This is a genomic window from Pseudomonas sp. W2Aug9, from assembly GCF_023127755.1.
GTDB lineage: Bacteria > Pseudomonadota > Gammaproteobacteria > Pseudomonadales > Pseudomonadaceae > Aquipseudomonas > Aquipseudomonas synxantha_A.
The window spans coordinates 894,982-916,624 of record NZ_SPKL01000010.1 but is presented as its reverse complement, the minus strand read 5'-3'; the positions used below and the strand labels follow the sequence as shown (position 1 = coordinate 916,624).

The following is a 21,643-nucleotide window of genomic DNA, read 5'->3' as shown; positions in this document are numbered from 1 at the left end:
TCCCACAGGGGTTCAGAGTTTTTCCAGGGCCATGTTGAGGGCCAGGACGTTTACCACCGGCGGCCCTACCAACGGGCTTTCGATGTGCTCATCCAGCAACCGCTGCAAGGTCGCCACCGGCACATTGCGCGCAGCTGCCACTCGCGCCAGTTGATAGGCAATCGCCTGCGGTGGCAAGTGGGGATCAAGGCCGCTGCCGGAGGTCGTCAGCGAGGCCAGTGGCACCGGGCCCTGGCCAGGCACTGATTGTTTGCCGGCATCCTCGACTATGCGAGTCGCCAAGGCCGGATTGCTGGGGCCCAGGTTACTGGCACTGCTGGACACCGTCGCAAAGGCTCCTGCTGACGGGCGTGGATGAAACCAGCTGTCGCCGGTAAAGTCCTGGGCGATCAGGCTGGAGCCGCGCACCTTGCCGCTGGCGTCGTGCACCAGGCTGCCATTGGCCTGATCGGGGAAGGCCACTTGCGCCACGCCCGTGACCACCAGCGGGTAGGCGACGCCGGTGATCAGGGTCATGAGTACCAGCAGACTCAGGGCGGGGCGGATGATGTTTGTCATAGTCAAATCCTCAATAAATCAGACAGGTCAAACCAGGTGCAGCGCCGTCAGCAGCATGTCGATGGCTTTGATACCCACGAACGGCACCAAGAGCCCGCCCAGGCCGTAAATCAGCAGGTTGCGCCGCAGCAAGGCCGCCGCACTCGCCGCTTGCACCCGTACACCGCGCAGCGCCAGGGGAATCAGCACCACGATAATCAAGGCGTTAAACACAATGGCCGAGAGGATCGCGCTCTGCGGGCTCTGCAAGTGCATGATGTTGAGCACGCCCAGTTGCGGGTAGATCGAGGCGAACAGCGCCGGCAGGATTGCGAAGTACTTGGCCACGTCGTTGGCGATGGAAAAGGTCGTCAACGCGCCACGGGTTACCAGCAATTCCTTGCCGATCTGCACCACGTCCAGCAGCTTGGTCGGGTCGCTGTCGAGGTCGACCATGTTGGCCGCTTCGCGTGCGGCCTGGGTGCCGTCGTTCATGGCCATGCCGACGTCAGCCTGGGCCAGCGCAGGGGCATCGTTGGCGCCGTCGCCGCACATGGCAACCAGGCGGCCGTCGTTCTGCTCATGGCGAATACGCGCAAGTTTTTTCTCAGGCGTGGCCTCGGCCAGCACATCGTCCACACCCGCTTCAGCCGCAATCGCGGCGGCGGTCAGGGGGTTGTCGCCAGTGACCATCACGGTGCGAATGCCCAGCTTGCGCAACTCGGCAAACCGCTCGCGGATGCCGGGCTTGACCACGTCCTTGAGATGGATCGCACCGAGCAATTTGCCATCGGCGCAGACCAGCAATGGGGTGCCGCCGCTTTGGGCGATCTTGTCGATTTCCCGCGACAGCGCAGGTAAAAGCTCGCTGCGTTGCTGGCCGATAAACGCCAGCAGCGAATCCACGGCGCCTTTGCGGAACACGCGGCCCTGATAGTCGACACCCGACAATCGGGTCTCGGCGCTGAAGGGTACGGCGGTCAATTCATCCAGGCTTGGCTCGGCCTGCGGGTGCAAGGCACGCAGGTATTCAACGATGGATTTGCCTTCCGCCGTGTCATCGGCCAGGGATGCCAGCAGCGCGCCTTCAGCCAATTCCCGACCGCTGACGCCAGGCGCCGCGACCACGGCCGAGCAACGACGGTTACCAAAAGTAATGGTGCCGGTCTTGTCCAGCAGCAACACATGCACGTCCCCCGCCGCTTCCACGGCGCGACCGGACTTGGCGATCACATTGAGACGCACCAGGCGATCCATGCCGGCAATCCCGATGGCGGACAACAAGCCGCCAATGGTGGTGGGAATCAGCGTCACCAGCAGTGCGACCAGGAACACCAGAGGCAGGCTGCCATTGGCAAAATGCGCGAACGGCTGCAAGGTCACCACTACCAGCAGGAAGATCAGGGTCAGGCCGATCAGCAGAATATCCAGCGCGACTTCGTTGGGGGTTTTCTGGCGTTTGGCGCCTTCCACCAACGCAATCATGCGATCCAGCGTGGACTCACCAGGGTTGGCGGTGATGCGAATCAGCAGCCAGTCCGACACCAGCCGTGTGTTGCCGGTAACGGCTGAGCGGTCACCGCCGGACTCGCGGATGACCGGGGCGGATTCGCCAGTGATCGCCGCTTCGTTGACCGCCGCAATACCTTCGACGACCTCGCCGTCACCGGGGATCATTTCCCCCGCGGCAACACGTACCACATCGCCCTTGCGCAGGCTGGTGGCCGGCACCACCTTGAAGCTGCCATCGGCCTCCTGGCGCCGGGCGCTCAAACCTTCGCTGCCGGCCTTGAGGCTGTCTGCGCGGGCCTTGCCGCGGCCTTCGGCCAGGGCTTCGGCGAAGTTGGCGAACAGCACGGTGAACCACAGCCACACGGCGATTTGCACCGCAACAAAGGTGGGCACGGTGGTATCGGGCACAAAGCACAATACGGTGGTGAGGATGGCGGTCAGTTCGACCACCAGCATCACCGGCGAGCGTTGCAGTTGGCGTGGGTCGAGCTTGACGAAAGCCTGGACCAGCGCCGGGCGCCAGAGCGCCGAGATGGCGGTTTTGGCAGGCTCCTGGGTTTTGACCGGGGCCGCGTTTTTTGCAGGCATATTCATTTTCATGTCCCTTTAGAAGCCCATGCTCAGATGTTCAGCGATAGGCCCAAGCGCCAGCGTCGGCAGGAAAGTCAGGCCGCCCACCAGCAAAATGGTCACGGTCAACAAGGTCACGAACAGCGGGCCATGGGTGGGGAAGCTGTTCTGGCCAATCGGTGCGGCCTTCTTCATCGCCAGGCTGCCGGCCAGAGCCAGCACCGGGAGGATGTAGCCAAAGCGGCCGATCAACATGCCCAGGCCGAGCATCAGGTTATGGAACGCGGTGTTGGCACCGAGGCCGGCAAACGCCGAACCGTTGTTGGCACTGGCCGAGGTGTAGGCGTAAAGCAACTGACTGAAGCCGTGGGGGCCAGGGTTACTGATCGCGCCCGCCGGGCCCGGCAGGCTGGCGGCGATGGCACTCAACACCAGCACGCCGACCGGCATGACCAGCAGGGTCACCACCAGCAATTGCACTTCCTTGGCCTGGAGTTTCTTGCCCAGATATTCCGGCGTGCGGCCGATCATCAGGCCGGCGAGGAACACCGCGATCAGTACGTTAAGCAGCATGCCGTACATGCCAGCACCGACGCCGCCAAAGATCACTTCGCCAACCATCATGTTGACCAATGCCACCATCCCACTCAGCGGGCTGAGGCTGTCCTGCATACCGTTGACCGAGCCGTTGGATGCCGCGGTAGTGGTCACCGACCACAGCACGGTGCCGGTGGTACCGAAGCGTGTTTCCTTGCCCTCCAGCGGTGCGGTTTGCTCCACGGCCGGGTTGTTCAAGGTCGGATTGGGCTGGTATTCGGACCACAGCGACGTCGCGCCGCCGATCAGGAACAGCGCCAGCATACACGCGAGGATCGCCCGGCTCTGACGCAGGTCTTTGACGTAGTGGCCGAAGGTAAATACCAACGCCACCGGGATCAGAATGATCGAGGCCACTTCGAACAGGTTGGCCCAGGCTGTCGGGTCTTCGAACGGATGCGCCGAGTTCACCCCGAAGAAGCCGCCGCCATTGGTGCCCAGTTGCTTGATCGCAATCTGGCTGGCCGCCGGGCCCAAGGGAATCACTTGGTCCACGCCCTGCAGCGTGACGGCGTCAACATAGTGGGCGAAGGTTTGCGGCACGCCCTGCCACACCAGGAACAGTGCGAGCACCAGGCACAACGGCAGCAGGCCGTAGAGGGTGGCGCGCGTCATGTCGACCCAGAAGTTGCCCAAGGTCTGGGCAGATTTGCGCCCGATCCCACGGCACAAGGCGACCAGGACGGCGAGACCGGTCGCCGCACTGACGAAGTTCTGCACAGTGAGGCCGGCCATCTGGCTGAGATAACTTAGGGACGCCTCACCGCTGTAGTTCTGCCAGTTGGTATTGGTCATGAAACTGACGGCGGTGTTGAACGCCAGGGTCCATTCCTGGCCCGGCAACTTCTGCGGGTTCAGTGGGAGGGAGCCCTGGAATAACAGGATCGAGAACAACAACAAGAAGCCCGCCAGGTTGAACGCGAGCAAGGCCAGCATGTATTTCTGCCAGCTCTGTTCCTGCTGCGCGTCCACGCCCGAAAGGCGATAACAGACCTTTTCGACAGGCCCCAACACCGGCGTCAACCACGTGCGCTGGCCTTCCATCACCTTGTAGTAGAACCGCCCCAAAAACGGCGCCGGCACCAGTACCACGGCAAAGAAGGCGATGATCAGCCAATAGTCATAACTGTGCATAGCCGCTCCTAGTTCCGATCCGCGCGTAACAGCGCAACCAGCAGATAAATGAACAGCGCCACGGCCAATAGCAGTGACACTCCGTCCAGAACGCTCATGGAAATTTCCCCGTCTTGCGGCGATTGCCGCGTGTGGGGGCATTGTCCCTAGGAGGGGTGTAAAGGAACGAGAGCAAGGCGTTGGGTGAGGCGTAAAGATGGCGTAAAGAGTGGGTTTATCCGGGGTTTACAGGGGGCCTTATGGGGTAACCATCCAAAGGTGCCAGGTTAATGATCGCGAGCAAATCGCGCCTTGCACTGCCACCTTTTGACCCACTGAGTGATTACAGAGGCGTGAACAAGTCGGAAACTCCTCCTGGCACCGCGGCCACGTTGGGATTTACCTGCGACTCTTTAAGCACTGACACTTGATACTCAGGTAAGCCCGATTCACCGTCGAAGTGCGACAGCATTGCCTTGCTCTGGCCTTTTCTCAAGGTCATTTCCAGGGCCGCTTTCATTTGCGTCTCGTCGGTGAATATCGCAAGACCATAGTTAGGGTCAAAATAGAACCATGTCTTGTTCCCATTGAGATCAACCACAACACGGGCCATCAAGCCATGGTCTGGGGTGCTGATTAACAAAGTTTTCGTTTCGCGGCTACTGGCCAAATCGGAAATGATACCGGTGGAGGGAACCTGTTTAAGTTCACCGGGTTGAAGGTATTTAGTTTCGATTTTTTCCTGAAGCCGGCTCAGCTTACTACGGAAGGTAGCGACTTGAGTGGCGCGCAGTTGTTCGGCATCGGCTTTCGCCGGGTCCAGTTTCCGCAACTCTGCAATGTCCTCGCCCGGAGGCACGGGGCGCATCGCCTGACTTAGATTTTCAAGAAAAATTTCGTGTTTGCCCTGCTTGAGGGCTTCCGCCATCAGCGTAGACAGCGCCGCGCACTCCCCCTCCGACAACAAGTCAACTCGACTGAGGTACAACCCTTGAGGAATACCCTTGATCACTATAGGCGGGCGGGCGTCTGTTAATCCAATGTCTTCGCTGAAACGTTTGAAGTTTCTCTTGCTCGCCTGTTCTCTTATCTTTTCCATATGCCTGACCAAGTAACCAATTTGTTCAGGTGTGCGTTCGGGTGCGATAGCCAGCTCTGCCACCTGATCGAGAGTCAATTTTTCCGTCAACTTGTCTAGCCCTGCCGGCTGCCCTGCGCGATACCCTCTCGCATAGCCGTCTTTGTCAGTGAGGGCCGCTTTAAGATGGGCCATCTTGAACCTGTCGGGCAGTTCTTGGAGATCTGCAATTCGTTTTGCCAGACTACCGAGTTGGCCCGGCGTACGGCGCTGGGCTACCGCAAGGCGTTTTAACTGATCGATGGTCATCGCTGGAGAGTAGCCATAGACGGCTTCTGGGTTTAACTCTCTCCACCCCTTTGAGTACGTGGCGAGGTCTTTACTCTTTGCATCGGCTATAACGTTATTGTAGTCAGTGCGAAAGTTTTTGTTGGGCGGCACAGGAGGTGCCAATGTGTTTGTTATTCTTTCCCACGACAGGTAATCAGAGAATCCTTTGATTTCCCCTTTGATTGCACCTTGTTCGGGCTTGAAACCCTTCGCGGTACCATATGGGCGACCGCTGATGGGGTCATAGAGACCCCACTTACCATTCTGGAAGACCGCAGATCCATGTAGGGTCTGCTCGCCAACCTTGAATGTACCGTTGGCTACCGCGTCATAACGCTTACTGAGGTTGATGAGTTCCGGCCGGCCTAATGTGCTCTTGACGAACCGGAAGTTGTTAATGACGTGGCCAGCGCCCTGCGTGACCACTTTCGCCCCCCCCACAATCAAGTCACCAACACCGGCTAGCGGATTAAGCTCGGATAGAAGGCTTGTGCCCATTATTTTGGTGACCTTGAGCACCTTTTTCAGTGCGCTCCCCCCTTTAGCCAGCACTTTCGCTGCTTTGGCAGCAGCACCGACACCAGCGGTGATAAAACCAAAAATATCAAATGCAACATCGGTGATTCCTTCACTGTAGTTACCGTCTATAAAGTTGACAATTGCCGATCGAAAGGGAATAAAGTCGAGAAGAAAATTCCCTATCACTTTCTCCTGTTCCGCCCCCTGTTCGGACCGCGTCGCCCCCATAGCGGCTTTCCGAATGGCAGGGTTATCGAAGTCCAGTGCCTTAACAATCGAGTCAGCAATATGGTTGGCTCGTTCGTCGGTGAACAGGTACGGTGCAGACGGTGCGGAGGCTCTTGGCTGATCAAGAATGTGTCGTTTGATATCATCAGCATGTCTCACGCCAAACGGTAATATAGCCGCTAGCGTATTACTGCCATCGACCCATTTACTTAAATCTTGATCGGGGAAAAACTCCTCGGTTTTAGTAACCTCGTTCTGAATGTACTCAGGATCACGCGGCACCTCAATATTGCCAAGGTTTTTGATCAGACCTTTTTCCGTATCGAACTCATAGTTACTGGTGGTGCCGTTGCGTTTAGCGGTTACTATTACCTTGGAACTGGTATGAAACAACGTATTACCCAACGTTCCGATTTTATAGCTTTTCTCTTGATAATATTGGATTTCGCCAAAGCTGAGATTTTTTTTATCTTCCGGTGGCAAGTTGGTAAGGGCGTTCATAATAGACAGCTTTTTGACTGCCTTATGGTTGGCTGTTACCGTTGAAAATGCCTCATCAAAATCTTTTTGAATACTAAATTCCGGACTCTTAGTAAAAGCAGTAAACCTCGCAAGATCAATGCCATCGCCTCCTTTAATAATTTTCCAGCGTTCATCCATTGCATTCCCTTCCATGACGATATCCAGCATGGAATAAGAAATGCCAGGAGCGTAGGACGCGTAGGGCGAAGTTTTGGCGAATTTAGGCTCCTCGAACGCTACGTTTTCCCCAAACGTCTTCTTGAGTAACGCCAGGGCGATCTCTCGACGGCTTGGCAGGGGCGTATCCAGTAAAGCCGAAGCTTTTTCGAGTTCTGTTTGCTGATGGTTGAAAGCCGCTTGCGCTTTGTTGATGTCGTCCTGGGTGTAAAGCGCATCCTGTTTTCCGTTGAGAATGTTATTGGCCACAGCCCAATTGAGCAGTATCGCCGTTTGCGCAGGCTTGGGAGCCGCGTCTCGGGCGTCGGCGGCGATCATCACTTCAGCGTAGGTCATATGGGCGACGCTGCCGGGTGACTGGGCTTCGATGGCGGCGACCGCAATGCACAGAGTCGCCCACGCCACACTGCCGTAGACCACACTGTCGGGGACATCTTTGACCAGTAATTGCGGCGCTGCCCGCATCAGCAACAGGTACGCCCCCGCCTTGGCCATCGCCGATGATGCACGGCCGGTTTCAATCAGGTGCCGGCTCAGGCCTTCGATGATGGCTGAGAGGGGCTGGCCCCAATATTTTTTATCGGTCAGGTCGAAACCGGCTACCCAATTTCGATGCGCCCTGGTGAGAGACTCCGGGTCCAGCGCCAGATTCATGAGTGCCAGCGTATAGTCATTGACGCTGATGTCCGTGGAGACGCCACCCAAATTGGTTTGCATCTCTAGTCCCAGCGCATGCCCTTGCGGGGAGCCCACGAGGGCCTCCAGCGTCTTCACTGGATCCTGCAATACGTCCTGAGAGAGCGGTTGACGCGTGTTCAGGTAGTCCAGCAGCCCCATCTGCGTGCTGACCTTATAGTCACTGGCGACGGCCCGCACCGTCTGCTGCTCGCGGGCAGTCATAGGAATCGGCCAGGACAGGCCGCCCCCGAAATTGCCTAACGGGTGCTGCTGGGCCCTTGCAATTGCCGTTTGTGCCAGGGAAAGCAGCTCGTCCAGGGTCTTGGGCAGGGGCAAGTCATTTTCGTTGATGAATGCCTCCAGACTGATCGACTTACCGGGTTCGCGGACAGATGACTGGTAATGAGCAGAGTCCGGGGCAATTCTCATCGGCGTACTTTTCAAGAGGGCCGATATGTCCTGCGCCGTGGCATTTTCCGGTAGCGCCTGGCCGGCCTGGTTAAGCTGTTGTGCCAAATACTGCCAGTTGCTGCGATTCGCTGTCCGTTGCTGCATCACCTGGAGATTGTCCTGCTCGCTCAAACGCTCCAGCAGCCACTCATTGCGTGCCCGCAGAACGTTATCGGCGCTGAAATGTGGCGCCAGAGCAGACGCCTGATCCAAGTCCCTGAGCGTTTGCGATCGTTGCCAAGGGTCCGTGTTCGCTACACCCCTATCATCGTCGAATAGCGCTTGCAGCTCGGTGTTTACCTGCTGCTGCTGGCGTTCGAGCAGCTGCGGTACGCCTGCGGCAATGACGTCAGTGGTGAGTGGAATAAGGGTTTGGCTCAGCTCGTTTTCCCAACCAGGCTTGAGGCTTTGCTCGACCGAAATCGGCAAACGCTGCTTGGCCTGTTGCGCGGCATAAGCGTTGTTGCTGAGGCGCTGGCGCCAGGCTTGCAGGGCTTTGGCCGGGCTGTCGAACACCTCGTAGCCATCGCGGGGGGTATAAAGCACCGTGAGGCCGCGTTGCTCGCTGGGCGATAGTGCCCTGTTGGTGTCCGAGTTATTGAACGGGCGCTGTGTCGACGAACCGTCACTACTCGTGATCAGGAAGGCGCCTGCCATCAACGTACCGTTGGGCTTTGGCGTATCGAGCTTGAGCGGATACACCCCAGGCCGCTCTCCATCCTGCATGGCGCTTTCCCGCGCCTCCAGAGTGGGGTATTCAATCGCTTTGTCGATCAGCACTTTGGCGGCCGGGAGCATTGTGCCTTCTTCTACCTGAAGCGCTGCAAGGGTAGACAACATCTGCCGTTGAATACGCAGTAACTCGCCTTGCCGTGCCTCAGGGTTCGCTTCGCCAGAGCGTGGCTCCGTCCAGAATCGGGCAAGGCTCGAGGGCAGCTCTTTTTCGATGGTTTGGGCAATCGACAACAGGCTACCGGCAGCGTCCAGTTGTTTATCGCGTTCGGCCGGCGCGTCCCCCAGATAAAAACCGCAGTCTGTGGTGGCGGGGCTTGTGGAGGCGTCCGAGCCACCGAGCCCCTTGGAGGTCTTGAGCGCGTTAAAGAGTGCCGCAGTGGCAGGCTCTACAGAGAGCAATGTGCGCTGCCCCTGCTCATCAGTGTGATAGCGATGAAAATAGAGTTTAGTGGCGTCCAGCGGCGTCTGTTTGTAGAGCGCCTCAGCGAGTTGCTGTTCGATGACGCTCGAAAGGGTTGGCTGCTGGCCCGTCAGTGCGTGGATTTGCTGATTCAGCGCCCGAAATTGGTGAAGCAACTGAAGGTGTTTTTCGCTGATTTGCCGGCCGTTTTTCAAGCCTGCCGGGGTCACGCTGATGGGGGCAATGCCCTTCACATGAGGAATCGTTGATGGCTCATTTGCCGGCGATAGGGCATTGGCCTCGGGCAATAGAACGCTGTGCGAGGGGGGCAGATCCCGGCGCGCATGAAGACCAGTCACAGCTGAAGTCATTTCGGCTTTCTCGGATGTATTAACCCATGCGTCCCTGACGATTATTCATGTAACACTCTTCCTGAATGGGCACCGCATAGTGAAAACTGAGCAGGGAACAGTTCCGACAAGGTCGATCAGTAATAGTAAGTAAGCGTAAATGGACCGCCTCCAACAGCCCGTTGATTGCAACCATGTCATGGGCCAAGACATGCACCACCGTCAGGTCATGGCGGATAAACCGACCGGGCTGGCGCACATATCTGGTGCGCACCGGAAAACTTCAAACACAAAACCATCCTCCAAGCGACACTGGCGCCGCTTTACGACGTATCCCCATGGCATGGCACGCCTGCTGCAACACGCTGAACCATTTACAACGGTTCAGGGAGCGCAGCACAATGAACACACAACTCAAACCCACCTTAGGCACCCTGCATCTCTGGGGCATCGCCGTGGGGCTGGTGATTTCCGGCGAGTACTTTGGCTGGAGCTACGGCTGGGGCGTGGCCGGCACCTTAGGCTTTCTGGTCACTTCGTTGATGGTCGCCGCGATGTACACCTGCTTCATCTTCAGTTTTACCGAGCTGACTACCGCCATTCCCCATGCCGGAGGCCCCTTTGCCTACAGCCGTCGCGCCTTTGGTGAAAAAGGCGGCTTGATTGCCGGGCTGGCTACCTTGATCGAATTCGTCTTCGCCCCGCCCGCAATTGCCCTGGCCATCGGCGCCTACCTGAACGTGCAATTCCCGGCACTTGATCCCAAGCACGCCGCCGTCGGCGCTTATATCGTGTTCATGGGCCTGAACATCCTCGGGGTCAAACTTGCCGCGACCTTTGAGCTGGTGGTGTGCGTACTCGCCGTCGCCGAACTGCTGGTGTTCATGGGCGTGGTCGCCCCGGCGTTCAGCTTCAGCAACTTCGCCCTCAACGGCTGGGCCGGTTCCGACACCTTCGGCGCGCCGGCGATTGCCGGGATGTTTGCCGCTATTCCCTTCGCCATCTGGTTCTTCCTCGCCATCGAAGGTGCCGCCATGGCCGCCGAAGAAGCCAAGGACCCCAAACGCACGATTCCAAAAGCCTACATCAGCGGCATCCTCACCCTGGTGTTCCTGGCCATGGGCGTAATGTTCTTCGCCGGTGGCGTAGGCGACTGGCGCACCTTGTCGAACATCAACGACCCACTGCCCCAGGCGATGAAAACCGTAGTCGGCGAAAGCTCCGGCTGGTTGCACATGCTGGTGTGGATTGGCCTGTTTGGGTTGGTGGCGAGCTTCCACGGCATCATCCTCGGCTACTCGCGCCAGTTCTTCGCCCTGGCCCGCGCCGGTTACCTGCCGCCCTTCCTGGCCAAACTGTCGCGTTTCCAGACGCCCCACCGCGCCATCATTGCCGGCGGCGTGGTCGGCATCGCCGCCATCTACAGCGACGGCCTGATCAACCTGGGCGGCATGACCCTGACCGCCGCCATGATCACCATGGCGGTGTTCGGCGCCATCGTCATGTACATCATGAGCATGCTCAGCCTGTTCAAACTGCGTAAGACCGAGCCCCTGCTGGAACGCACCTTTCGCGCACCGGGCTACCCCATCGTGCCGGGTATTGCACTGGTACTGGCAGTGGTGTGCCTGGTGGCGATGGCCTGGTTCAACGCCCTGATCGGGCTGATCTTCCTGGGCTTTATGCTGGCAGGCTTCATCTATTTCCAACTGACCGCGCAAGACCGCGCCGACGCCCCGACAGATGCGATGTTGACGGGACTATAGCGCCCGCGAGGCAGAACGGGCCTACACTGAACTACTCAGAAAGCCCGTGACTCAAAGCAGTCATTACCGTGGGAAACTTTCCCACGGACATCTGCCTCAAGGAGAGCCTTATGCCGTGGTATGCGTGGTTGATTATGGTAGTCGCAATCGGGTCGATCGTCGGAGGGCTGATGATGCTGCGCGACAGCGCCAACAAAGTCGAACTCACCGACGAACAACGTAAACGCGTGGCCGAGCGCAATGCGCAGGCGGATGCCAAGGATGCGCAGGATCGCTGAACCTTGAGTTACTCCCAATCCGCCTTGGCGATATGCAAACCGTGCTGCCCCTTGTAGGCAGCACGTTCCGGCTGGCTCCAGCCATTGAGCAACTCATCCTCCAACCGGTAGATCTCCACCCCCAACGGACGACACACCGTCAGCGGATCCTGCGCATCCGGCCCCCACATCGGTAGCGATAAATCCCCGCCAGGGCACGTCGACAACGCACACAGCAAATCAATCTCGGCAAAAAACTCCAGGTAATCACCCTTCTGCGCCGGACAGGCTTTCATAAAGTACATGTCATCGTGATTGAGGCCCGTGCACTGGAAAATATTCAACACGTCATGCACGTCGAATTCCGTCAGCCCATGGGGCAATACCGCACGGGTCAAGTTCGAGTGGCAATGGTGATGAAAGTCCTCCCCAGTCAGCATCCGGTTCACATAGGGATCGCAGCGCGTACCGAGCAAATCGTGCAGGCGCCCGCCGTATTCATCGATGCCGTAACTGGCGAGGCTGTCGTCGGTGATGGTCACCAGTGGTCGTAGAAAAGGCAGGTTCGACCACAAGCGATCATGGGTGCTGACATGGGCACCCTGAAGCTGCCGAGTGCGCGCAGCCCACAAACGCTCGCGCGGGTCATTGGCGTTCCATACGTTGAAGTCCCCCACCTGCGGGCCCACCGGCGTGGTCACACGGAACACATGCCCGGCCGGCACTTTCCATGCCCTGCCCGTACGGATAGGTACCTCGAACTGTTCGATCAACGTGCGCTGGGTTTTCTGATCACGAATGCGCTCATAGAACGCCGTATCCACCTGCAATGCTGAGCCTTTGCTGACTTGGTACGCGGCCGGATAGTCTTTGTACATGGGGCAATCCTCCATCAAGGGTGATCAAACAAGGCCAGGGAAAGATGTTCCGAATCATCCAGGTACAGGCTCATCGCCTCGCTGGCGGCCTGGGTTTGGTTGCGGGTTAACAGCGTGTATATCTCATGGTCGCGCTCCAGCCAGGGTAACTGGAAACTCTGCTCATCCGGCGCGGCGCAAAACACCAGGCGCAGCTGGGCGATCACCTGGGCAAAAAACTCGTCGAACAGTGGGCTGTCCATCAACGCGACGATCTGTTGGTGGAAAACAAGACTGTGGGTAGCCACCGCTCGCCAATCTTCGCGCTCCCGGGCCAGGGTGGTGGCGTCGATAGCGTTTTGCATGCGGCCTGATTGAGTGTCCGTCAGCGGGCCGCTTTGGGCTATGGCCTGCAATTGCAGGGTGCGGCGGACTACGAAGAGGTCACGTACTTCTGCCCGCTGCAGGCGCCGAACCATTACGCCCTTATTGCGGACATAGCGGGTAAGCCCTTCTTGGCCCAAGCGATGCAACGCCTCACGGATAGTATTGCGCGAGGCGTTGTAGCCCTTGACTAAGTCGGCCTCGACGAGCGACACACCCGGCAGCAGCCGCCCGCCGATAATGTCGGCGCGTAATTCCAGGGCGATTTGGTCGGCTAAAGACAAGCTGGACGTCATGTACACCTCAAGATTGTTGAACAATCGTTGAGTTGAATGTAATCACGTTTCATGCCAACGCGGCCTGAGAGTAAATAGACGCAGCGTTGATAAAGGAAAGGCCGGTCAATGACCGGCCTTCTGGGGCTATCTTCGCATCTTCAATTAATAACCAATCTGTCGCGATTCTTCTCCAGCAGTGCTTTACCGATGCCTTTTACTTCCAGTAACTCATCCACCGCCGTGAACGGACCGTTGCTTTCGCGATACGCAACGATTGCCTTCGCCTTGGAAGCGCCGATACCGAACAGGTCGCGGCGCAGGGTTTCGGCATCGGCGGCGTTGAGGTTGACCTTGGTGGATTGCTCGATCTTGGTCATTTGGGTGGAGATCGGGGCGGGGGCTTCCGGCTTGATGGAAGGCGCAGCGATGGTGGCGACGGAGAGGGAGGTGAGGAAGGCGAAGACGAGGGACGAGATGTAGAGGTTTTGCATTGGTGACGCTCCATGACATGAGTGAGGTAAAGCAGCTTTTCCGAAGCTGCTTCTCTAACTTAGGCGAATGTTGGAGGGTGTCAAAAATCGGTGAGTAACAGAGTATGAATGATGCCTAACTCATGACCCAATGATAAAGTTGCGCCTGATAATGAGACTCTAACCAAGGACTGCGCGGTGAAAAAGCAATATTTGAACCTGATCGGATTGGCGCTTTTCATCCTGTCGATGGTCTCGATTTTCTCGTTTTATCCAGGTGCGATGACATGGGACAGCATGGACCAGCTCAGACAAGCGAGAGCCGGGGAATACAGCGATTGGCAACCGCCCACAATGGCTTACGTATGGAGTTGGTTGCTGCCCCTTACAAATGGTCCGGGAGGAATGTTCCTATTGCAGTGCGGCCTGCTATGGGCAACCGTGCTAATTTTATATAAAACGTGTATTAGAGAGGGATACTCCTATGGCATGCTTTTCTTGCTGATACCCATTGCTCCCTGGATCTTAAACTTCGAATTTACCCTCTGGAAAGATGTGGCCATGGCCTACTCCTGGGGCCTGGCTACTGCGATCTGCTTATATTATAAAGACCACCAAAAATTCCCCAAGACTGCTGCGCTCCTTGTCTCAGCATTATTTATATACGGTGCGTTAGTACGAACCAACTCTTTAAGCGCCGGGATCTTTTTACTGCCATTCCTGATCAACTCTATTTTAAAAGTTCACACCATCAAGAGCACAATATTTTTTATCTTCATCAGCAGCGCGATAATCGGCCTGGCGCATTTATGCGTCACCCCTTTGATTGGGGCAAAAAAAGCCAATTCAGTTAGTTATGTGATGTTCGATGACATCGTTGCACTCAAAGTCAGAGGTGTGGAAGTGCCTGTAAGCTTTTTGAGCCCGGACGACATGAATGCCATCAAACAGTGTGAGTATCTGAATGTTCATGAAGTAGGCGCCGCCTTTTGTCTGAGCAATGAAAAATTCACCACCATAACCCAAGCTCATTATCAGGAACTCAAAGACGCGTGGATCCAGTATGTGCCGCGAAATATTCTGGAGTATGGAGCATTCCGGTTGAATGCTTTTTTAAACTTCATACGCTCGCCCTCCCTCCCTCCATATTACCCTACTGAATTCCGTGTCATGAATCAGCCGTATGAGCCCAATGCAGGGATCAGGTCGGTCTCGCCGGTAGAAAAATATATCGCTGATTACGTTACAACCTCGATAATAATACTTCCCGAACTGTTCAAACCTTATAGCTGGCTTATCACATCCATATTATTGATTGGCGCATTTCAACTCAGCCGACACTGCAGGGCACATTCACTTTGGCTTTTACCCCTGTCAGGGCTGTCCTACACGACAAGCTATCTACTCATCACACCGGCCAACGACCTGCGATACGCCTACTGGATGATTTTTATAACTACTCTTTCAATCGTTCTGTTCATAAATATCCACTTTAAAAAACCGGCCACATCCGGTTGAGTCGAAAGCTGCGCTCCCTCCCCTCCGCCCCCATTTTTTCCGTAAACGAGCGCTCGCCCGAGTCTGAAGCTCTCTTTACGTACCGATCATGAGGGTTTCAGTACGAACGCGGATCCGGTAGGGTCGCTACAGGCTAGCGACTCGACCTCAAACCGCATCAAGGCCGATTGCCTGCATGTAGGACAGATACCATCATCATATGATTTAATTACACGTCACTACTTGGACCGACGTCGGCGTTCGGTCGTGTTCCCAGGACGAATGCCGATAACTCTGCCTGAGCCAAAAAACCAAAATGGGTAGTTGTTGATGCAAAATTATGAAATTCACGGTATCGGCATTGTTAATATTGGTAAAAACTGTTCGATTGGCAATAACGTAAAGTTCATCTTCAAGAGTAACAGAACGCTAACCCTGGGTGACTATGTCACCCTGGGAGATGGTGTAAAAGTCATCATTGAAGACGGCGATGTATTAATTGATGATTGGAGCACCCTGCACTCGGACTGCCTTGTATTAAGTACGAAGGGCGTATCAATAGGACAACACTGCTGGTTTGGCCAAAACTGTGTGATTGACGGCACAGGCGGCCTGACGATCGGCAATGGTGTTAGAGTTGGTATGTATTCGCAGATTTGGACGCACATAGCCGCAGGTGAACAGATTGAAGGCTGCCTCTTCTACTCCGCCGACCCGGTAGTCATCCAGGACAATGCCTGGTTGGTGGGCTCATGCACTGTCGGCTCTGGTGTCACGATTGGTAAGAGAACCGTGTGCCTCAGCGGCTCGAACATTATCAAGTCGGTGCCAGAAAACGTTACGGTTGCTGGCGCCCCCGCCAAAGTCAAAGAAAGTATCAACGCTTACGCGCACAAGTCGCTGGATGAGAAGTTTGAAATGCTTTGCAGTTGGATCAAGGACTTCTGTGATGCATCCAACCATGCTTTCGCGTTCAAAAATGAAGACAACGATAAGCTGACAATTCACTCAACCGGCGACTTGAACGACCAAATCATTATGTTCAAGTACACTGAAAGCTACAGCGCTGCGGTCAATCAAGAAATCAAATCCAAAGCCTGCATCGAAAGCAAAACCTACACCAAAGGATTTACACTTTCCGAAGAAAGGGTAATGCGCTACCTGTCCGGCAACAAAGCACGGTTTCTAAGGGGTTAACTAAAACTGGCGTGCTTATCACCATGCGGTGATAAGCACCGGTTTCACGTCGACACAGGCTATCGAGCCAACCACATAAACGCTACATCCCGATTCGACCTCATCAGGCGAACTGCTCATATGAAAGAGCCATCGCATATCGACCTGTTAACGAGGATTGTAACTACCGAAACATGACTTAAACAACACCGTCAAGACAGACAGATTACCCCTCACACTGCTAATTTTTGTCGGTACCTCACCTTTAGGGTATCGCCGCACGGTAGGCAGTTCAACACAACGATATCCCAACCTTGGGGCCCGACATGACAGGTAAGCGAGTAATTCATACGTCATAAAGACATCACGGAACACAGCCAACTTGGGATCCAGTAGCATTTTCCGGCTATACGCCCGAAAGCCCTGAGTCGTGTCTGTCCACTTGAACCCGGAGAACTGGCTCAACATCGGAGCATGGATAAAGCGAATGGCGAAGTCTCTTGATTTGGGGGTATTTTCAGCCACGCCCCCTGCAACGAATCGCGAAGCTTGTACAAAATCAGCGCCCTGCTCCAGCGCTGCTATAAAGCGCGGAATGGCTTCTGGATCATCTTTATCATTACCATCGATGGTAACGATGCCCTCATAACCCTGATCGAGCGCAAAGGAGTAAGCGCAACGAAGCTGTGCACTAAGTTTTCCTACGGCCGTCTTGACCAGTAGCCCCCGTACGCCAAGCGGCTCCAAATCCTGCAACTCCAGCGAACCATCCGTGGTGCCGCCATCAACAATGATGATGTCAGCAATATTCTCGACGTGAAGTGCGGACATCCTCGCGAGCAAATTTTTAATTCGTTCACCTTCGTTAATGACAGGGATTACGACGCACGAGGAGTGTTGGCGCCCAAGCCAGAGTGGGGTGTCATACGCGGGTACTTGCCATGTTGCGCGGACAACAGCAATATCCGAAAGGATCATTTGGATTTCCATCAAGTCACGCGAGCTGTGATCAGCCCGACGCCGGCGATTATCAGTACGATCCCGACCGCTGTGGTCCAGTGGAAGGATTCACGAAAAAAAACAACCGAAAACACAGCAACGGTCGCAATCGCTCCAGCCGTCAGGACCGGGTGGGCAACATTCATCGGGAGACGCGCCAATGCTGCTGCATAAAGAACAAACGCCCCACCATACAAACCAAGCCCTAGCCAAAATGGCCAGTTACTCAACGCGGTCATGGGATCGCTGGGGGATGGAAACTTACGTGGTGGAATCATGGACATCTTCACCAACACGCTTGCGGACGCATTGCAAAGAATACCAAGAATGAGAATGAGCCATTTCATACTCATACACTGACCCCACGGTAACGAAGAGTGGCTACCTGGATAGCGCGTTTAATCGACGCTAAATGTGGCTCGTTCCCGGTTGCTACCATTTCTATGGAAACGAGATGAGCCGGCAGGTAGCGCCCCAGCGCGGCGGCCATTGCCACGTGGTCAGTATGGCCATCGCCCAAAGGTAAAAGATTGGGCTCGCTGGCATGCACATGCCCGATCAATTGAGCACAATCTCCCAGGACCTCCAGCGGATCTTCCCGGTTAATCGCGAGTGCGCCTGTGTCAAACTGCATACGGATAGAAGGATGCGCGACAGCACGAACCACCCTGGCAGTCTCAACATTCGTGGTCATAAAATTCGCGCCGTAACACGCGGGGTTGGGCTCCAGACAGAGCGTCACGCCGTACGCCTGAGCGAGATCGCCCAACTCACGAAAAAAGGGAATCGCAATGTCCAGCGCCTCTTGATCATCCAGTCCAGCGCGATCCCGATTTCTCGGTGAGCCAAAAACTAGTCGCGTCCCGCCCAAGCCGGCACCGATCCGACATATTGCGGCCAAGTGTGTAAGCAGATCAGCCCGACTTTGCGCGGAACCAAAGATATTCAGTCCCGCCGTACCAAACAACAACGCCTGCATACCGGTGATTTCGACTCCTCGCTCAGCCCACCAAGCTTTGACTTGAGCGATATCCTCACCTGTCGCTTTGGTAGGTTCAGGAAAATACTTGCCAGGGGCAATATCTATCGCGTCTACAGCAAACTGCCGAAGCAAGGCAGCGACGGCTTCATCCTCGCAAATGTCCCATGCAATGTTGGATATAGCCAACCTCATGTCTTCGACCCTATGTCAGGTTTAATCGTGCGGGACTCAGACTGCGCGTATGCTCTGACCGCCAGCATAGTTTCGCGAACACTATTTTGATAGAAACCAGCAGCATCGAATATGTGAGCGTATTTGGTACGCAGGTCATACGACGCAGGCGAGTGGCTCAAGGTATGGGAAAAAGGCCGACCAAAACCTTGCAGCGAAATCTGCTCCACACTGACGGGTGCCGCCGTCAGGTGGATCAACTTGAGCTTGGCATCAAGCGCTGTTTGGATGTCATGCCAGAGGTTGACCATGGGGTAAAATTGGAACACGCCCCGGCTATCCACTGCGTGAAGATTGTGGTCATTCAAAAAATCAAAAATAACATTCTTACGTAGCCCCGGGCCCACGAGTCCCGGCAAACGCACAACAAGACAACTCGAAAAATGTTTCTCAACAAACACTTCCAATATCCGACGATGCAAACCGTAAGCGTGCAAACCTGATTCGTCTACAGGAGCATCCTCATCGACCCCTATAGGATGCTTGAAAACATCTACCGTACTGATCAAAATAAAGGTCTTGCATTCTATGGTTTTAAGATGATCAATCAATGTCTCAATCTTCTTGAGGTCATCTTCAGGCTCCCGGTTAGCAAGCCATTTTTGCGCGGGAGCAGCCGCACACACGACGCTATCAAATGACTGATGATCGATGTCACCGATATTCGTTGAGCGGTACAACGACGCGAAGGCAGTTTGCTTGAGGAGTGTGCCCCCTACATATCCAGAATATCCAATCAGCGCGTTACGCATCCGTACCTCCAGACATCGACGTGGCTCGATCGCTATCGGTGAAAAAACTCTCAGCATCCAGCTTTTCAAGCACGTCATAAATATTGTCGATTTTACCACCCAGCACTGAGTAGGCGCCTGGCAAACCAGTGTGTTTCTCAAATAGAATCGGCCTTCCGTCGTCGCCTTCATTCTTCAGTAAAACGGTTTTAACCTCAAATAATGAGTCAATATGTTTGGCCTTTAACGCCTCAGGAATATAGCGACCTACGTCCCTGAGCATCTTATCAACGCGCGTGGCACGATCGTATTGGCCAAGTTTCTGATAAGGATCGAGCCCTTGCCGATCATTCCAATGAAGGTGCGGTGTATAGCGCACATGAGACAACGTATGGAGCCCGCGTGCGGGAAACGGCATCATCGAGAAGAACGGACCATCCATCACTGTGACGCCCACATTCTCAAGTGCAGGCGGCATCTGGAGCAGGGCCATTTCTGTAATCTCTTGCTTTAGGCCTAAACCGACGCCTGGAAAGTCTCCGCCAAATTGGTTTAGTCCGCTATACGTACAGTTGAATACATAGCGACAGGCGATGACTTGCTGCCCTCCCTGCACAGGGTCAGCTACCACCGCCAGCGGTGCCAGCCGCCCTTTTGAAATAGCCACAACGCGGGTTTGATAATGAACCTGCACGCCACACTCTTTAAGTTCCCGCGAAGCCCACGTGGAAAGTTGCGAGGTGTCAAATGCGCACTCATTGACCCAATATACCTGCTCAATTAATCGAGGTTCAAACAACGCACGTAAAGAAGGCTCAGCCGGCTTGATGCCTGCGCCGATCTCCCGGCAAAATCGCTCAAACTGTTTAGCCGTAACTTTTGAGTTGCGTCGGGCAATAGCATAGAGCTTGGTGAAGTCTTGCTTTATGGCGAGCGGCCAGTCCCGAACAAATTTCGGCAGGTTTACTCGACTGCGATAGGCAGTGGTGAAACTGCGCGGGTAATGGTAGCCGTTATGGACACGCGCCTGGTTGTTATAAGACGCACGCATCAATAACGCCGACTCGCGCTCAATTAATAGAATACGCTTGAATCCACGTTGCCTGGCCAGATAAATAGCGATAGCGGCGCCGTAGAACCCACCCCCGATGACTATCGCATCGTGGCATATGTCGCCTTGGTTTAGCCCCGACATCAGGCACGGTCACTGGTCGGAATTACCTTATCCGCCGACTCTGACACCCACTCCTCAACATTCAATTTTTCACAACGGGTCATCCGCGCACTGGTGAACTCTTGCCCAACATGATAAAGAGGCCCCTCGTTCGACAGGCTTGCCATGTTTAGAATGTATTCACCCAATACCAACAACACCAGAGAGATGAGAAAGAACATACCAGATTGTTGCAACGAGAGACTGATCCAACCTGGGGCAACATCGCTTTTTAAAATGCCTACGGCAATGACGTAAATGCAGTACAGCAGGTTTGCAATGGCCCCAAACAACGAGAGAGACGTGACCAATCGCATTGGAGCGCGTGTAGTCGAGATCAGCAAGCGCATGCCACGATCAATGCTTTCACCCAGGCGTTTACGCTGCGAGGTTTGCGGGGTAGAACTGTAATTCAAATATGCTTTGGCAAAACCACCCGTTGCAGGTAAGTGCCTATAGGTCATTACAGGCTGCGGATGCTGAAGAATGAAATTGATTACTCGCTTGCTCAAAATGCGATACTGCGGCGCCTCCCTGGCCAGATGCACGCCGTTAAATCGGTTGTAAAGGCTATGAAAAACAAAATTAGCCGCTCGGTACATTGGCCCCTGCGCGGGCTTCATGGCGTTATTAGCAAATACAACATCGGCGCCGCTCAGCGCTTGATCAAGCATAGTCGGGATAAAGGCTACATCATCGGCTAATGGGTCAATTACAACGACGAAATCTCCCAGCGCATTTTCCAGGCCAACCCAAAATGCGGTGTCCGTATCCACTTCCTTGGTAAGTGCATACACCTGCAGATTTGCGAGTCCGTTTTCAGCCGTGAGTCCTTTCAATACCGACACGCTGTCATCGTCGGAGGCATTATCCACCACAATCAATTCATAATCCGCGACAGTATCAGCAATGATAAGCGCTGCATCAGCGAGAATTCTCGCCACACTGCCCGACTGATTTCGTGCCACGAACACGACAGACAAAAAACAGGGGAAATAATCCATGC

At 55.2% G+C, this 21,643-nt stretch carries 18 protein-coding genes; 4 read left to right on the top strand and 14 right to left on the bottom strand.

All coding sequences use genetic code 11. The features are described 5' to 3' along the window. Nucleotides 1-12 precede the first annotated feature (12 nt). From kdpC to E3O56_RS11095, 5 genes are all read right to left on the bottom strand, one after another. A complete protein-coding gene (gene kdpC / locus E3O56_RS11115; protein WP_228309570.1) occupies nucleotides 13-558 on the bottom strand; it encodes a potassium-transporting ATPase subunit KdpC in 546 nt (181 codons plus the stop codon). A gap of 27 nt (nucleotides 559-585) precedes the next feature. Further along, entirely contained in the window at nucleotides 586-2,643 is a 2,058-nt protein-coding gene (gene kdpB, locus E3O56_RS11110; RefSeq protein WP_177464404.1) for a potassium-transporting ATPase subunit KdpB, read from the bottom strand. A gap of 12 nt (nucleotides 2,644-2,655) precedes the next feature. Continuing rightward, nucleotides 2,656-4,350: a potassium-transporting ATPase subunit KdpA gene (gene kdpA, locus E3O56_RS11105; RefSeq protein ID WP_032877160.1), complete on the bottom strand. Its 1,695-nt coding sequence runs from the start codon at nucleotides 4,348-4,350 to the stop codon at nucleotides 2,656-2,658. A gap of 8 nt (nucleotides 4,351-4,358) precedes the next feature. Continuing rightward, nucleotides 4,359-4,448 carry a K(+)-transporting ATPase subunit F gene (gene kdpF / locus E3O56_RS11100; protein ID WP_003218754.1) on the bottom strand — a complete coding sequence of 30 codons (90 nt, stop codon included), beginning with the start codon at nucleotides 4,446-4,448 and terminating at the stop codon, nucleotides 4,359-4,361. Between the two features lie 224 nt (nucleotides 4,449-4,672). Beyond that, on the bottom strand, nucleotides 4,673-9,817 hold the full coding sequence (locus tag E3O56_RS11095; protein WP_248128212.1) for a hypothetical protein: 5,145 nt from the start codon (nucleotides 9,815-9,817) through the stop codon (nucleotides 4,673-4,675). 380 nt (nucleotides 9,818-10,197) lie between these two features. Here E3O56_RS11095 and eat point away from each other — a divergent pair, with 380 nt between their 5' ends. Both eat and E3O56_RS11085 read left to right on the top strand, forming a co-directional pair. Beyond that, nucleotides 10,198-11,562: an ethanolamine permease gene (gene eat, locus E3O56_RS11090; RefSeq protein WP_248128211.1), complete on the top strand. Its 1,365-nt coding sequence runs from the start codon at nucleotides 10,198-10,200 to the stop codon at nucleotides 11,560-11,562. Between the two features lie 110 nt (nucleotides 11,563-11,672). Continuing rightward, nucleotides 11,673-11,840 carry a DUF2897 family protein gene (locus E3O56_RS11085; RefSeq protein ID WP_003172675.1) on the top strand — a complete coding sequence of 56 codons (168 nt, stop codon included), beginning with the start codon at nucleotides 11,673-11,675 and terminating at the stop codon, nucleotides 11,838-11,840. A gap of 8 nt (nucleotides 11,841-11,848) precedes the next feature. Here the strand turns inward: E3O56_RS11085 and E3O56_RS11080 are convergent, their stop codons facing one another. The 3 genes from E3O56_RS11080 to E3O56_RS11070 form a co-directional block, all read right to left on the bottom strand. After that, nucleotides 11,849-12,697: a DUF1989 domain-containing protein gene (locus tag E3O56_RS11080; RefSeq protein ID WP_032877162.1), complete on the bottom strand. Its 849-nt coding sequence runs from the start codon at nucleotides 12,695-12,697 to the stop codon at nucleotides 11,849-11,851. A 14-nt stretch (nucleotides 12,698-12,711) separates the two neighbouring features. Continuing rightward, nucleotides 12,712-13,356: a GntR family transcriptional regulator gene (locus E3O56_RS11075; protein WP_103733583.1), complete on the bottom strand. Its 645-nt coding sequence runs from the start codon at nucleotides 13,354-13,356 to the stop codon at nucleotides 12,712-12,714. Nucleotides 13,357-13,496: 140 nt separating this feature from the next. Beyond that, entirely contained in the window at nucleotides 13,497-13,829 is a 333-nt protein-coding gene (locus tag E3O56_RS11070) for a ComEA family DNA-binding protein (RefSeq protein ID WP_148852309.1), read from the bottom strand. A gap of 177 nt (nucleotides 13,830-14,006) precedes the next feature. Here E3O56_RS11070 and E3O56_RS11065 point away from each other — a divergent pair, with 177 nt between their 5' ends. Both E3O56_RS11065 and E3O56_RS11060 read left to right on the top strand, forming a co-directional pair. Continuing rightward, on the top strand, nucleotides 14,007-15,326 hold the full coding sequence (locus tag E3O56_RS11065) for a hypothetical protein (protein WP_148852310.1): 1,320 nt from the start codon (nucleotides 14,007-14,009) through the stop codon (nucleotides 15,324-15,326). Between the two features lie 309 nt (nucleotides 15,327-15,635). Continuing rightward, nucleotides 15,636-16,502, top strand: coding sequence for an acyltransferase (locus E3O56_RS11060; protein WP_148852311.1), 867 nt, complete (start codon nucleotides 15,636-15,638; stop codon nucleotides 16,500-16,502). A gap of 147 nt (nucleotides 16,503-16,649) precedes the next feature. Here E3O56_RS11060 and E3O56_RS11055 read toward each other — a convergent pair whose 3' ends face one another. The 6 genes from E3O56_RS11055 to E3O56_RS11030 form a co-directional block, all read right to left on the bottom strand. Next, complete coding sequence (locus E3O56_RS11055) at nucleotides 16,650-17,459, bottom strand: glycosyltransferase family 2 protein (RefSeq protein WP_148852312.1); 810 nt, start codon at nucleotides 17,457-17,459, stop codon at nucleotides 16,650-16,652. An 11-nt stretch (nucleotides 17,460-17,470) separates the two neighbouring features. After that, nucleotides 17,471-17,833, bottom strand: coding sequence for an SMR family transporter (locus E3O56_RS11050; protein ID WP_241092111.1), 363 nt, complete (start codon nucleotides 17,831-17,833; stop codon nucleotides 17,471-17,473). Continuing rightward, nucleotides 17,830-18,654 (bottom strand): sugar phosphate isomerase/epimerase family protein, encoded by an 825-nt coding sequence (locus E3O56_RS11045; RefSeq protein WP_148852313.1) that lies wholly within the window; start codon nucleotides 18,652-18,654, stop codon nucleotides 17,830-17,832. Before E3O56_RS11045 ends, E3O56_RS11050 begins: the two co-directional genes overlap by 4 nt. After that, nucleotides 18,651-19,445, bottom strand: a complete 795-nt coding sequence (locus tag E3O56_RS11040; protein WP_148852314.1) for an NAD(P)-dependent oxidoreductase — start codon at nucleotides 19,443-19,445, stop codon at nucleotides 18,651-18,653. Before E3O56_RS11040 ends, E3O56_RS11045 begins: the two co-directional genes overlap by 4 nt. Next, complete coding sequence (locus tag E3O56_RS11035) at nucleotides 19,438-20,619, bottom strand: FAD-dependent oxidoreductase (RefSeq protein WP_148852315.1); 1,182 nt, start codon at nucleotides 20,617-20,619, stop codon at nucleotides 19,438-19,440. The genes E3O56_RS11040 and E3O56_RS11035 overlap by 8 nt, the downstream gene beginning before the upstream one ends. Next, nucleotides 20,619-21,643, bottom strand: a 1,025-nt coding sequence (locus tag E3O56_RS11030; RefSeq protein WP_148852316.1) for a glycosyltransferase, incomplete at its 5' end; no start/stop codon positions are given. The genes E3O56_RS11030 and E3O56_RS11035, both read right to left, overlap by 1 nt.